Raw genomic sequence first — 13,723 nt, 5'->3', positions numbered from 1 at the left:
CGCTGAGCGCGATGCAGTTCGGACGCACCTACGAGGAGTTCGAGGTCGGGGCGACGTACAAGCACTGGCCGGGAAAGACGGTCACGGAGTACGACGACCACCTGTTCTGTCTCCTCACCATGAACCACCACCCGCTCCACATGGACACGAACTATGCGGAGAAGACGACGGACTTCGGCAGGAACGTCGTCGTGGGGAACTACGTCTACTCCCTCCTGCTCGGCATGTCGGTGCCGGACATCTCCGGCAAGGCCATCGCCAACCTGGAGATCGAGTCGCTCAGGCACGTGGCGCCGACCTTCCACGGCGACACGATCTACGGCCAGACGACCGTGCTCGGCAAGTGGCCGTCGAAGTCGAAGAACGACCGCGGCATCGTCCACGTCGAGACCAAGGGCTACAAGCAGGACGGCACGCTCGTCTGCGTGTTCCGCCGCAAGGTGATGGTGCCGACCGAGACGTACATCAAGGAGCGCGGCGGCGAGCAGCCCGGCCGCCCGGAGCTGAAGCAGCAGGAGAAGTAGCCATGGCGCGACTCGCCCAGACCGCCGGTCTGACGGACGTCCAGCAGGAGATCCTGTCCACCGTCCGCGACTTCGTGGACAAGGAGATCATCCCGGTCGCGACCGAGCTGGAGCACCGCGACGAGTACCCGCAGGCGATCGTCGACGGTCTGAAGGAACTCGGCCTGTTCGGCCTGATGATCCCCGAGGAGTACGGGGGTCTGGGCGAGTCCCTCCTCACCTACGCGCTGTGCGTGGAGGAGATCGCCCGCGGCTGGATGTCGGTGTCCGGCATCATCAACACGCACTTCATCGTGGCGTACATGCTCAAGCAGCACGGCACGCAGGAGCAGAAGGACCACTTCCTGCCGAGGATGGCGGCCGGCGACATCCGCGGCGCCTTCTCGATGTCGGAGCCGGGCCTCGGCTCCGACGTGTCGGCCATCACGTCGAAGGCGGTGAAGGACGGCGACGAGTACGTCCTGAACGGCCAGAAGATGTGGCTGACGAACGGCGGCACGTCCTCCCTGGTGGCCGTTCTGGTCAGGAGTGACGAGGGTCACCCCGAGGGCACGGCACCGCACAGGTCGATGACGACCTTCCTCGTGGAGAAGGAGCCGGGCTTCGGCGAGGTCCGGCCCGGCCTGACCATCCCCGGGAAGATCGACAAGATGGGCTACAAGGGCGTCGACACGACCGAGCTCATCATGGACGGCCTGCGGATTCCCGCCGACCGGGTGCTCGGCGGGGTCACCGGCCGGGGTTTCTACCACATGATGGACGGCGTCGAGGTCGGCCGGGTCAACGTGGCGGCGCGTGGCTGCGGCGTCGCGCAGCGTGCCTTCGAGCTGGGCGTCCGGTACGCCCAGCAGCGGCACACCTTCGGCAAGCCGATCGCCCAGCACCAGGCCATCCAGTTCAAGCTGGCCGAGATGGCTACCAAGGTGGAGGCCGCGCATGCGATGATGGTGAACGCAGCGCGCAAAAAGGACTCCGGGGAGCGAAACGACCTTGAGGCAGGGATGGCGAAGTACCTCGCCTCCGAGTACTGCAAGGAGGTCGTGGAGGACGCCTTCCGGATCCACGGCGGCTACGGCTTCTCCAAGGAGTACGAGATCGAGCGCCTCTACCGTGAGGCTCCGATGCTGCTGATCGGTGAAGGCACCGCCGAGATCCAGAAAATGATCATCGGTCGCCGACTGCTCGAAGAGTATCGATTCCAGGGCTAGATGTCCGGGTACGGGGTGTTTTCTTGGAGAAGAGGATCACACCCCGTATGCACTCTTCGGCGGTCGACTTGGTTGCCTGGCTTACCCAGTTGCCGTCCGAAGCCGCTACGATCGCCGGAAAGCCGCCGTCCCCCGCAGTTGCGCGGCATCATCCGCTACGAAGGTCATCCATGCCCCACAGCCAAACCTCTGCACCTCGCGACAGCCTCGCCGGCGTACGCCTCGCGCGCGGAGCCTCGCCGTGGCTCCTGCCGACCGTCGCCACCGCAGCCGTCAGTCTGCTCCGCTCCCGCCGCTCGGGGGCCGCCCGGGCCGTCGCCGTCCCCGCCACCGCCCTGGCGGCGGGGATGCTGTGGTTCTTCCGCGACCCCGAGCGCGAGATCGCCCAGGGCCGGGTCATCTCGCCCGCCGACGGTGTGGTGCAGAGCATCATGCCGTGGAAGGACGGCCGCACCCGCGTCGCGATCTTCATGAGCCCGCTCAACGTCCACGTGAACCGGGCCCCGCTGGCCGGCACGGTGACGTCGGTCGAGCACATCCCCGGTGGCTTCGTTCCCGCCTTCAACAAGGAGAGCGAGAACAACGAGCGCGTCGTCTGGCACTTCGACACCGAGCTCGGTGACATCGAGATGATCCAGATCGCCGGCGCGGTGGCCCGCCGCATCGTCCCCTACGTGCCCCGGGGCACCAAGGTCGAGCAGGGTGAGCGCATCGGTCTGATCCGCTTCGGCTCGCGCGTGGACATCTACCTGCCGGAAGGCGTGGAGGTGGCCGTCGAGGTCGGTCAGAAGACCGTGGCTGGGGTGACTCGCATTGACCGTGGTTGATCCGGACACACAGGCCGGCTGGGTGCCGGAGGCCGACGAGGCGGACGACGAGGAGGAGATGCCCCTCTCGCTCCGCCTGTCGATAGCGGACACCCTCACCCTGGGCAACGCCACCTGTGGCTTCATGGCGGTGTACTTCACCACCACCGGCATTCTGATCCCGCACCTCCAGGGGAGCCAGGAGACCGGCATGGCCCGCCACAGCGCGGCCACCGCCGTCATCCTGATGCTGTGCGCGGCGGTCTTCGACCTCTTCGACGGCCTGGTGGCGCGCAAGCTGCGCTCCTCGCCGATGGGGGCGGAGCTGGACAACCTCTCCGACCTGATCAGCTTCGGGCTGGCGCCGGCGTACTTCGTCCTCGTCTACGGCATGGTCGCGAACGACGCGCACCAGAGAGTGGCCGCGGTCGGAGCGATCATGGTGCTGCTGGCGGTGGTGCTGAGACTGGCGCGGTTCTCGTGCGTCACGGTGAAGGACGGCACCTTCCAGGGCATGCCCTCGCCCTTCGGGGCACTGACGGTGGTCTCGATCGTGCTGCTGGAGCTGCCGTTCGAGGCGACGCTGATGGCGATCCTGGGTACGGCGTGGCTGATGGTCAGCCGGGTGGAGTACCCGAAGCCGCGAGGGCGTCTCGCCGTGGCGATGCTGACGTGGATCGTACTGAGCATGGGACTGCTGGCGGCGTGGGCGTTCGACGCGCCGGGCGGTCAGCTGCTGCTCCAGATGGGCTGTGCGCTGCAGCTGGTGATGGGGGCGGTGATCCCGCTGTTCGCCACGGCCCGCCGGGTGAACAACTTCCGCGGCAACCGCCGCGAGGCGCGGGCGGCGCAGCTGCCGTAGCGCGTGCGTGCTGGTGGGCCCCGGACCCGGGTTGGGTCCGGGGCCCGTTTCTTTGCCCCCGGCGTGGGCACAGGCCGACTCGGTCGCTCGGAGGGGCACCGCAGGGGCCGGCCCCGGGTTGATCGGAAAGGTACGGTCCGGGCAATCCAGCCCGTCCGGCGTTCGAGGACGAGACCCGTTCAGGGCCGAAGGGGGGCCGGGGCGCAGTCCCCGGAGACGGGACGGGAAGGGGCGGCGGGGGCGGAAGAACCACGCGTCAGCTCAGGAAGTCGCCCGCGATCCGTTCCGCCGTGCGTTCCAGGATCGGCCCCGCCTCCGCGATGCACGTCGCGACGTCCGGCTCCAGGTCCGTCAGGGCGTACGCCCGCCTGATGCCCGCACGGCCCAGCACCTCCGGAGGCAGCGCCAGCCGCCCGCACACCGCGACCACCTCCTTGCCCGCCGCCCGCGCCGCCGCGGCGACGCCCGCGGGAGCCTTGCCGTGGAGCGTCTGCTCGTCCAGGGACCCCTCCCCCGTGATCACGAGATCCGCCCGCTCCAGCGCCGGCGCGAACCCGAGCACGTCCAGCATGACCTCGATGCCCGGCCGGAACGCGGCACCCAGCAGCAGCGCGCCGTAGCCGATACCGCCCGCCGCCCCCGCCCCCGGCGACGCGGCGTACTCGGCGGCCCTCGGCCCGACGGCGCCCTCCAGCACCTTCGCGAAGTGCGTGAGCGCCGCGTCCAGCGCCGCCACGTCCTCCGGGGAGGCGCCCTTCTGCGGGCCGTACACCGCCGGCGCCCCCTTGGGCCCGGTGAGCGGATTGTCGACGTCGCTGGCGAGCACGAACTCCACCGACGACAGCCGCGGGTCAAGGCGGGACAGGTCGGCGGACGCCACGCCGGCGAGTCCTCCGCCCCCGGGCGCCACCGGCTCACCCCCGGCCGTCAGGAACCGCGCGCCCAGCGCCGACAGCATGCCCGCGCCGCCGTCCGTGGTGGCGCTGCCGCCCACCCCGAACACGATGGTCCGCGCCCCCGCGTCCAGCGCGGCCCGCAGCAGTTCCCCGGAGCCGTACGTCGACGCCGTGAGCGGCGCGAAGACCCCTTCCGGCAGCCGCTGCAGCCCGCTGGCCTCGGCCATCTCCACGACGGCGGTACCGTCACGCAGCGCGTACGCCGCGGTCACCTCGTCCCCGAGGGGGCCGGTGACCCGTACCTCCCGCCGCTCGAACCCGGCCGCGACCGCCGCGGCGACGGTGCCGTCGCCGCCGTCGGCCACCGGCAGCGCCTCGACCACCAGCCCCGGTACGACCCGGTGCAGCCCCGCCGTCACCCGCTCGGCGACCTCCACGGCCGTCAGCGACCCCTTGAACTTGTCCGCGGCGACGAGCACCCGTCGTGCCGACCGCGCCGTACCCGTGCCGCTCCCTGCTGCCTCCGCCACGTGCCTTCCCCTCGCTCCGGGGGCCTCGCGCGCGGCGAGGCCAGTCGCGCCGCTGCGACCCTAACCGGCGGGCACCGCCGCCGCCATGCCCTGCCCACCCCGTGGAACGGCGCGGAGCCGCCCGGAATCGGGTACACCGGTTGCATGACCGCCATGACCGCTGTGGGCACGGAGCAGGGGCTCGCCGACCGCATCCTCGGAGGCTGGCTGGGGCGGATCGCGGGCAACATGCTCGGCAAGCCGGTCGAGCAGGGAGAGGTGTGGACGCGCGAACGCATCGACCGCTATCTCCGGCGGGCGGACGCCCTCCCCCTCACCGACTACCTGCCGGAGCCGCCGACCGAGAGCGAGGGCCTGGAGCTGCGCCCCGAGTGGCGCCACTGCGTGCGGGGCCGCGTCCACGGAAGCTGCCGCGACGACGACGTCGACTACGCGATCCTGGGGCTCGATCTGCTGGAGACCCACGGCTTCTCGTTCAGCACCGAGCAGGTGGGCGACCTGTGGCTGCTGCGGCTGCCCTACCTGCAGACCTTCACGGCGGAGCGGGCGGCGTACCGGAATCTCGCGAACGGCATCAGGCCACCGCTCACGGCCACGTACGACAACCCGTACCAGGAGTGGATCGGCGCCCTGATCCGCGCCGACATCCACGGCTGGACCTCCCCCGGTGCCCCGCGCCGCGCCGCCGGGACGGCCCGCCGGGACGCGGTGCTGTCGCACACCGGCAACGGCGTGTACGGCGCGATGTGGGCGGCGGCGCTGATCTCGGCGGCGTTCACGGCGTCCACGGTGCGGCAGGCGGTGGACGAGGCACTGGCGGTGATTCCGGCGAGCAGCCGTCTGGCCCGGATCGTACGCCGGGTGGCTTCCCTGCACGAGGCGGGCCTGGCCTGGGAGGACACGCTCATGACGGTCGAGCGGGAGACGGCGGGCCTCGGCTGGATCCACACGGTTCCGAACGCGGCGGTGCTCACCGCGGGCCTGTTGTACGGCGACGGCGACTTCACCCGCACCGTCACCCTGACGGTGCGCGGCGGCCTGGACACGGACTCCAACGGGGCGACGGCAGGCTCGGTGGCGGGCGTGCTGTGCGGCGCCGCGGCCGTCCCGGACCAGTGGAAGGAGCCGCTCCAGGACACGGTGCGCAGCGCCGTCTTCGGGTTCGACGGGGTGCGGATCAGTGACCTGGCGGAACGGACGCTGCGGCTGGCGCTTTCCTCGCGCTGATGGCCCGCGGAATCAGACGAGTGCGGCGACCAGCAGGGTGAAGGCGGCGACGATGACGGCGACACGGACGTGGTGGAGGCGGTCCCAGCGGTTCGCCTGCTGCTCGAAGTCGGCGGGCCGGTTGTCGGGGGTCCACGTCTTGGCCCGGTTGTTGAGGGGGACGAGCAGCAGGAGCGACATGATCACGCTGAGGATCACCAGCGCGCCGGCGGTGACGACGAGGCCGACGCCGTCGTGGTGGCGTCCGGCCACGGCCCAGACCGCGACGAGGACCAGCGAGCCGATGTACCAGACCGGCATCACGGCGCCGAGCATCCGGCCCCCGTGGGCGCGGCCGAGTATGCGGCTGTCCTCGGGGAGGGCGTCGAGGATCGGGTTGATGACGAAGGCGACGGAGAACTCCACCCCCACCATCACGCCGACGACCACGGTGGTGAACACCTCGAGTGCGTTGAGCATGACGACCCCTACCGGTATCTAGTGCCGCTAGCGAATGAAGCAACGCTAACCCTGTCGCAGCTCGATTGTCTAGCAGTGCTAGAATCGGGCTCATGTCGGTACAGGAACGCAAGCGGCGCGAACGGGCGGAGCGTGAACGCCTCATCGTGGCGACAGCCCGCGAGCTCGCCGAACAGCAGGGCTGGGACGCGGTCACCACCCGCCGGCTCGCCGAGCGCATCGAGTACAGCCAGCCCGTCCTCTACAGCCATTTCCGCGGCAAGCGCGAGATCATCGGCGCCGTGGCCCTCCAGGGCGCCGCCGAGATGGCCACGGCGCTGCGGTCCGCGGCCTCGGCCGCGGACGGCCCGCACGCCCGGGTCACCGCCCTCGCCCGCGCCTACCTCGGGTTCGCCGCGCGCAACCCGGCGGTCTACGACGCCATGTTCCAGCTCGACGGCGGCCTGGCCTTCGCGAGCGAGGACACCCCGGAACCCCTGAAGGACGCCTTCGCCGCCCTGCTGGAGAGCCTCGGCGAGGTCGCCGGCGACGGCGTCCACCCGGGACGGTTCACCGAGGTGTTCTGGGCGGCCCTGCACGGGCTGGCCACCCTGACCCGGGCGGGACGCATGCCCCCGGAGGACACCGGGCGGAGGGTCGAGCTGCTGGTGGACCGGCTCGCCGTCCTCTGACCCACGCTCCCGGCGGGCACGCACCCGGGCTCCCGGGCCCCGCGGTGTCCCGGTCCTAGGACGGACGGTGCAGCGCATCCCTGTCCCCGGCCGGAGGCGGCGACGGGCGGCGGAGCCATAGCGTCGGTCCCATGAGGATCGGAATGATCGGAACGGGCACGGTGGGCCGGACCCTGGCCACGGCGTGGGCGCGCGCGGGACACGCGGTGGTGCTCGGGTCCCGGCGGCACGCCGACGCGCTCGCGCGGACGGAGCTGTCCGCCGCACTGGCCGCGGGCGTCGGAGTCACGGACCCGGCGTCGGCGGCCGCGGACGCGGACGTGGTGGTGAATGCGACACCGGGCACCGCCTCGGTCTCCGCCCTCCTCGCGGTCGGCGCTGCGGCACTGGAGGGGAAGGTGCTGCTCGACGTGGGGGTCGGCTTCGACGAGGAGGGCGGGCTGTCCCATCCCCGGGAGAGCCTGGGAGAGGAGATCCAGCGGACGTTCCCCGGCACACGCGTCGTGAAGACCCTCGTCACCGTCGACAGGGAACTGATGATCGCTCCCGGCTCCCTGGAGGGGCCGAGCACCGTCTTCCTCTCCGGGCAGGACCCGGACGCCAAGCACACGGTCGCGGGGCTCCTGGCCGACCTGGGCTGGCCGAAGGACTCGCTGCTCGACCTCGGGGGCATCGCGACGGCGCGGGGACAGGAGCACTACGCCCTGCTGTTCATGGGCATCGCCGGGGCCATCGGCTCGTACGGCTTCGGGATCCGGGTGGTGCCGCCGGCCGGGGCCTGACGGTTCCGCCGCCCGTGCCCGGCGTGTGCGCCGCCCCGTGCCGGTCACGGGACGGCGTGTGCGGCGGTGCGCCCCGGGAGCCGGTCGCCGTACCCGGCGGGCGGTCCCGCGCCGCCGTTCCCCTTCCCCGCATGACCACCACCCAGGACACCCAGGACTTCGCCGCCTACGTCGCCTCCCTCCCCCGTGTCCTCGCCGGCGCCGCCGTTCTCCTCCGGGACGAGGACGGACGGGTGCTGCTCGTCGAGCCGAACTACCGGGAGGGATGGGCGCTGCCGGGCGGGACGATCGAGTCGGACGAGGGCGAGAGCCCGCGCGAAGGGGCGCGGCGCGAGACGGCCGAGGAGATCGGGCTGGACCGGGAGCCGGGACGACTGCTGGCGGTGGACTGGGTGAAGGGGGCGGGCCGGCCGCCCCTGGTGGCGTACCTGTACGACGGCGGGGTGCTCGGGGCGGACGAGGTCGCCGCGATCCGGCTGCAGGAGTCGGAGCTGCTGTCGTGGCGGTTCGTGCCGCGCGGGGAACTGACCGAGTACCTGCGAGGCTCCCTGGGGCGCCGGGTGCCGGCCGCGCTGGACGTCCTCGCCGACGGCTCGGGCACCGCGGAGCTGGAGGACGGGCACCGGGTGCGCTGAGTGCGCACGCGGCCGATATCCGTTCGCCGGGCGGGTGCCCCCCAACCTACTCTCGGCGCATGAGCAAGCCCCTCGTCGCCCTCCTCAGCGGCGCCGGTGTCAGCACCGACTCCGGCATCCCGGACTACCGTGGGCCGAACGGTCTGTGGCGCCGCGATCCAGACGCCGAGAAGCTCGTGACGTACGAGTACTACATGGGCGACCCGGAGATCCGCCGCCGGTCGTGGCGGATGCGGCGGGAGAACTTCGCACGCGCGGCCGAACCCAACGCCGCGCACCGGGCCGTGGCCGAGCTGGAGCGGTCCGGTGTGCCGGTGCGGGTGATCACCCAGAACGTGGACGGGCTGCACCAGCTCGCCGGAATGCCGGACCGCAAGGTGCTCGAACTGCACGGCACGGTGCACAGCGTGGTGTGCACGACGTGTCATGCGCGGGGTTCGATGCGGGACGCCCTCGCCCGGGTCGAGGCCGGTGAGGACGATCCGCCGTGCCGGGACTGCGGTGGCATCCTGAAGCCGGCCACCGTGATGTTCGGCGAGCGGCTCGACCCCGTGGTGCTCGGCGAGGCGGTGGCGATCAGCAAGGCCTGCACCGTCTTCGTCGCCGTCGGCACCAGCCTCCAGGTCCACCCCGCCGCCGGGCTCGCGGACGTGGCCGCCGACCACGGCGCCCGTCTGATCGTCGTCAACGCGGAGCCGACCCCCTACGACGACCGCGCGGACGAGGTCGTCCGCGAGCCGATCGGCACGGCGCTGCCCGTGCTGCTGGGCCGGATCGTTGCCCGGAAATCGTTCTGAACACGTTCGAAGATCGCTCTATAGTCGTGCGGACCGACGGTGAGCATGACAGCCATGGGGCTCTCCGGGCGGTCCCTGCGCGAAACGAGGGCGGCGAAACGTCCCGCGCAGGACCGGACAACACCACAGGGGGGACCCCACCGCATGAACCCGCATTCCGGCCGACGGGCCAGAACCGCCGCCGCGGCCACGGGACTGGCAGCCGCGCTGCTCGCCGCCACTCCGGGCATCGCCACAGCGGCCGGGGAGAACCTTCCCCCGCTTCAGCCGAGCGTCGACACCCTCACCGTCGACTCGACCAAGGGCTGCTCCGACGAGCCCGTCCACGTCCCCCGCGCGCCCGAGCTCCGGGCAGTCGTCGAGGACACGACGGAGGACAACCAGGAGGGTGAAACCAACGGGGCCGGCGCCCAGTTCGAGGCCTGGTGGACCGACGCCGACGGCACCGAGCAGCGCCGCACCCACACCTCCGGCACGGTGCACTCCCCCATCACCCAGCTGTGGCGGACCCCCGACGACCTCCCGGCCGACACCGTCGTCTCCTGGCACGTCCGGGCGGTCGACGCCGAGGGTGCGACCTCCCCCTGGAGCGACGATTCCCCCGGCATCACCTGCCGGTTCGTCATCGATACGGTCAGCCCGGAGCCGGCGACGATCGTCTCGGAACAGTACCCGGACGACAGCGGCTGGCACGACGGCGTCGGCGTCTACGGCAGCTTCACGTTCGACTCCCCGTCCGAGGACGTCGTCGAGTACGTCTACTCGGTCCTCGGCTCCGCCAACGAGCGGGTTCGGCCCGAAGAACCGGGCGGGCCGGTCACCGTCCGCTGGATGCCGGAACGCAGTGGGCCCCACCACCTCGAGGTCTATGCCGTCGACCGGGCCGGGCGGCGCAGCTCCGGGACGACCCACTGGATACATGTCGCCGAGGGGCGCGCCCCCGTGGCCCACTGGACGCTCGCCGACCCGGCCGGAGCCGGCAGCGCCGCCGCGGACGCCGGCCCCGCGGCCCGCGCCGAGGACGGTGTCGTCTTCGGCTCCCCCGCTCCCTCCCGCACCGACCTCACCTCCACCGTCACCCTCGACGGCCGGGGCAACAGCTACCTCACCCCGGACGCACCCGCGACGGACACCGCCACGACCTTCGCCCTCTCCGCCTGGGTGCGCCCGGCCGCCACCGGCACTCCGATGACGGTGGCCAGCCAGGACGCCGCCGACGGCACCTCCGCCTTCACCCTCGGCCTGCGACCGGCCGAGGGCTCGCCGGCCACCTGGGCCTTTCGCTACGGCTCCACCACCCTCACCGGCGGCAGCGCCTCCGCAGGCGGGTGGGCCCATCTGACCGGCTTGTACGACGGCGAGGACGACACCCTGCGCCTCTACGTCAACGGCAAGGAGGTCGCCTCCAAGACCGGCGTCGCCCCGGTGAGCGCCCCCGGTGCCTTCCAGATCGGCCGTGCCCGCGGCGAGGGAGGTGCCCGTTGGCAGGGCGACCTCGGCGACGTCCGCGTCTGGGACCGGGTCGTGCCCCGTGAGGAGATCGAGAGGCTCGGTGCCCGCCCCGCCGAACTGGCCTCCGCCTGGGACATCGAACGGACCGATGCCGGCGTGATCCCCGACCGGGAGGGCGACAAGCCGCTCACGCTGCACGGCGGCGCCGGCTTCTACACCCCGGACTACGACGCCTGCTTCGAGGACCCCGAGTGCGTCGAATTCCCGGACGCCGCTCTCGACGGCAACGACCACCTCGCCCTGGACGGCACGGACGACTACGCCGCCACCGGCGGCCCCGTCGTCGACACCGCCGACAGTTACAGCGTCGGCCTGCGGGTCCGTTTCGCCGACACCACCCCCGACCGGCCGATGACCCTCCTGTCCCAAGGGGGCGCCGACAGCGACGCCTTCGCAGTCCGCTACGACCCGGCTGCCTCCGAGTGGCAGCTGATCGTCACCCACGGCAGTGAACCGGGCACCGCGCGGACCGTTGTCGCCGGCCCCGGCACTCCCCGGTCCTACTCCGACGACGTGGTCGTCGTGTACGACGACTCCGAGGGCCGCATCACCCTGTACGTCGGGGGTGAGGCCGTGGCCACCGCGGAGTTCAACGCCTCCTGGAACGCCCCCGGCTCTCTGCAGATCGGCCGCGGCCACACCGCCGACGGCGGCTGGGGCGAGTACTTCCACGGCGGGGCGGACACCGTCCGCGTCTTCAGCGGCGCGCTCACCGCGTCCCAGGTGCGCTCGTTCGCCCACCTGTCCTGAGCCGCGCGGAAGGGCCTGTTGTGGCGGTGAGCCCGGGCAGAGGGCTCGTCGAGGCCGAACCGGCGCCGACGGCGCCGGTTCGCTCCCCGCGTTCGAAGTCCAGCAGGCGCCGTTTGCGGTCCAGTCCCCCGCCGTAGCCGGTGAGGCCGCCGCTCGCGCCGATGACCCGGTGGCAGGGCACGATGATGCCGACCGGGTTGCGGCCGTTCGCGAGACCGACCGCGCGGGACGCCTTGGGGTTGCCGAGGAGGTCGGCGAGTTGTCCGTAGGTGCGGGTCTCGCCGTAGGGGATGCGCGTCAGCTGCTCCCAGACCCGCCGCTGGAACGGGGTCCCGTGCAGGCGCAGTTCGAGGGTGAACTCCTTCAGCTCGCCCGCGAAGTAGGCCGCCAGCTGCTCCTCCGTCCCGGCGAAGGGGGCGTCGTCGGGGGCGCCGAAGGTCTCCTCCGGCGGGCGGTGGCGCTGGTCGGTCATGTAGAGGCCGCACAGGACGCCGTCGTCGGCGACGAGCGTCAGCGGCCCGTAGGGGCTGTCGATCACGGTGTGCTGTTTCATCGGCTGTGCGTCCTTGGCTGCTTCAGACCGGCAGGAAGTTGATCGGGTGGTCGTCCGTCGCCCAGAGGTACTGCACCGCGTACGCCCGCCATGGCCGCCAGGCCGCAGCGCGCGCGGTGAGGGCGGCCGGGGTGGACGGCAGGCCCAGTTCCCGGGCGGCTCGGCGGATGCCGAGGTCGGTGGGGAGGAAGGCGTCCGGGTCGCCCAGGGCCCGCATGGCGATGACGTCCACCGTCCAGGGGCCGAAGCCCGGGAGGGCGAGAAGCTCGGCCCGGGTTCCGGGCCAGTCGCTGTCGGCACCCAGGTGGAGGCCTCCGTCGGCCAGCCGGCGGACCAGGGTGGTGAAGGTGGCGCGGCGGGTGCGGGGCATGGCGAGGGTCCCGGGGTCGACCGCGGCGAGGGCCCCGGGCGTCGGGAAGAGGTGGGTGAGGCCGCCCTCGGGGTCGTCCACCGGTGTGCCGTGCGCGGTGACCAGGCGGGCGGCGTGGGTGCGGGCGGCGGCCGTGGAGACCTGCTGGCCGAGGACGGCCCGCACGGCGAACTCCGCCTCGTCGACGGTGCGCGGCACCCGGCGGCCGGGCGCCTTGTCGACCAGGGGCGCGAGGACCGGGTCCGTGCGCAGCTGGTCGTCGACGGCGACCGGATCGGCGTCCAGGTCCAGCAGGCGGCGGCAGCGGGTGATGGCGACGGTGAGGTCGCGGGGGTCGCTCAGGGTGAGGCGGCAGGCGATGTGGTCGGGACGCGGGGTGAGCGCCACGATGCCGTGCCCGTACGGCAAGCGCAGCGTGCGCCGGTAGGCGCCGTCCCTCCACTCCTCCACGCCGGGTACGGCGGTCGCCGCCAGGTGGCCGAAGAGGTTGTCGGGGTTGAGCGGGGCGCGGAACGGCAGGCGCAGGGCGAGCACGCCGGGCGCGCCCCGGGAGGGGTCCCTGGGCGCCCGGGTGCGCAGGGCGCTCGGGCAGAGCGCGAAGACCTCGCGCACGGTCTCGTTGAAGGTGCGGACGGAGGAGAAACCGGCCGCGAAGGCGATCTCGGCCATCGGCAGGTCCGTCGTCTCGACGAGCAGCCGCGCGGTCTGGGCGCGCTGGGCACGGGCGAGCGCGAGCGGGCCCGCGCCCAGCTCGGCCAGCAGCTGGCGTTCGACCTGCCGGGAGCTGTAGCCGAGGCGGGCGGCCAGTCCGGGGACGCCCTCGCGGTCCACGACGCCGTCGGCGATCAGCCGCATGGCGCGGGCCACGAGGTCGGCCCGGTGGTTCCACTCCGGTAAGCCGGGGCTGGTGTCGGGACGGCAGCGTTTGCACGCCCGGAAGCCGGCCTGCTGGCAGGCGGCCGCGCTGGGGTGGAAGACCATGTTCTCGGGCCTGGGCGGGACCACGGGGCAGCTGGGCCGGCAGTAGATGCCGGTGGTCAGGACGGCGGTGAAGAACCAGCCGTCGAACCGCGCGTCCTTCGACCGCACGGCGCGCACGCAGCGCTCGGTGTCGGTGTGCATCCCCTTCTGCATGTCTCAA

The 13,723-nt window shown here is 72.3% G+C and carries 14 protein-coding genes; 10 read left to right on the top strand and 4 right to left on the bottom strand.

What is annotated here, in order from left to right; all coding sequences use genetic code 11:
- Positions 1–11: 11 nt before the first annotated feature.
- From BU52_RS01555 to pssA, 4 genes are all read left to right on the top strand, one after another.
- The gene (locus BU52_RS01555) at positions 12–524 is read left to right on the top strand and encodes a MaoC family dehydratase (protein ID WP_037926538.1); all 513 of its coding nucleotides are present in this window, start codon (positions 12–14) and stop codon (positions 522–524) included.
- Between the two features lie 2 nt (positions 525–526).
- Positions 527–1,732 (top strand): acyl-CoA dehydrogenase family protein, encoded by a 1,206-nt coding sequence (locus tag BU52_RS01550; protein ID WP_037926536.1) that lies wholly within the window; start codon positions 527–529, stop codon positions 1,730–1,732.
- A gap of 170 nt (positions 1,733–1,902) precedes the next feature.
- Positions 1,903–2,559, top strand: coding sequence for a phosphatidylserine decarboxylase (locus tag BU52_RS01545; protein WP_037926534.1), 657 nt, complete (start codon positions 1,903–1,905; stop codon positions 2,557–2,559).
- Between the two features lie 22 nt (positions 2,560–2,581).
- Entirely contained in the window at positions 2,582–3,400 is an 819-nt protein-coding gene (gene pssA, locus BU52_RS01540; RefSeq protein ID WP_037927806.1) for a CDP-diacylglycerol--serine O-phosphatidyltransferase, read from the top strand.
- A gap of 256 nt (positions 3,401–3,656) precedes the next feature.
- Here pssA and BU52_RS01535 read toward each other — a convergent pair whose 3' ends face one another.
- Positions 3,657–4,826, bottom strand: coding sequence for a glycerate kinase (locus tag BU52_RS01535; protein WP_078903067.1), 1,170 nt, complete (start codon positions 4,824–4,826; stop codon positions 3,657–3,659).
- A 153-nt stretch (positions 4,827–4,979) separates the two neighbouring features.
- Between BU52_RS01535 and BU52_RS01530 the strand changes: the two genes are divergently transcribed.
- Positions 4,980–6,053 (top strand): ADP-ribosylglycohydrolase family protein, encoded by a 1,074-nt coding sequence (locus BU52_RS01530; RefSeq protein WP_037927803.1) that lies wholly within the window; start codon positions 4,980–4,982, stop codon positions 6,051–6,053.
- Positions 6,054–6,065: 12 nt separating this feature from the next.
- On the opposite strand, the gene BU52_RS01525 is transcribed toward BU52_RS01530, so the two are convergent.
- On the bottom strand, positions 6,066–6,512 hold the full coding sequence (locus BU52_RS01525; RefSeq protein ID WP_037926528.1) for a DUF1772 domain-containing protein: 447 nt from the start codon (positions 6,510–6,512) through the stop codon (positions 6,066–6,068).
- A gap of 92 nt (positions 6,513–6,604) precedes the next feature.
- Here BU52_RS01525 and BU52_RS01520 point away from each other — a divergent pair, with 92 nt between their 5' ends.
- From BU52_RS01520 to BU52_RS01500, 5 genes are all read left to right on the top strand, one after another.
- Positions 6,605–7,183 carry a TetR/AcrR family transcriptional regulator gene (locus BU52_RS01520; RefSeq protein WP_037926526.1) on the top strand — a complete coding sequence of 193 codons (579 nt, stop codon included), beginning with the start codon at positions 6,605–6,607 and terminating at the stop codon, positions 7,181–7,183.
- 131 nt (positions 7,184–7,314) lie between these two features.
- Positions 7,315–7,965 (top strand): NADPH-dependent F420 reductase, encoded by a 651-nt coding sequence (locus tag BU52_RS01515; RefSeq protein WP_037926524.1) that lies wholly within the window; start codon positions 7,315–7,317, stop codon positions 7,963–7,965.
- Between the two features lie 131 nt (positions 7,966–8,096).
- Complete coding sequence (locus BU52_RS01510) at positions 8,097–8,600, top strand: NUDIX domain-containing protein (protein WP_037927800.1); 504 nt, start codon at positions 8,097–8,099, stop codon at positions 8,598–8,600.
- 59 nt (positions 8,601–8,659) lie between these two features.
- Positions 8,660–9,397: an SIR2 family NAD-dependent protein deacylase gene (locus BU52_RS01505; RefSeq protein ID WP_037926520.1), complete on the top strand. Its 738-nt coding sequence runs from the start codon at positions 8,660–8,662 to the stop codon at positions 9,395–9,397.
- Positions 9,398–9,541: 144 nt separating this feature from the next.
- Positions 9,542–11,659 (top strand): LamG domain-containing protein, encoded by a 2,118-nt coding sequence (locus tag BU52_RS01500; protein WP_051857804.1) that lies wholly within the window; start codon positions 9,542–9,544, stop codon positions 11,657–11,659.
- Here BU52_RS01500 and BU52_RS01495 read toward each other — a convergent pair.
- Positions 11,619–12,212 (bottom strand): methylated-DNA--[protein]-cysteine S-methyltransferase, encoded by a 594-nt coding sequence (locus BU52_RS01495; protein WP_037926517.1) that lies wholly within the window; start codon positions 12,210–12,212, stop codon positions 11,619–11,621. The genes BU52_RS01500 and BU52_RS01495 overlap by 41 nt on opposite strands.
- Positions 12,213–12,234: 22 nt before the next feature.
- On the bottom strand, positions 12,235–13,716 hold the full coding sequence (locus tag BU52_RS01490) for an AlkA N-terminal domain-containing protein (RefSeq protein WP_327147917.1): 1,482 nt from the start codon (positions 13,714–13,716) through the stop codon (positions 12,235–12,237).
- Positions 13,717–13,723: the final 7 nt, after the last annotated feature.

Source organism: Streptomyces toyocaensis, assembly GCF_000725125.1.
GTDB classification, from domain to species: Bacteria; Actinomycetota; Actinomycetes; order Streptomycetales; family Streptomycetaceae; genus Streptomyces; species Streptomyces toyocaensis.
This window is presented reverse-complemented; position numbering and strand designations above follow the sequence as displayed.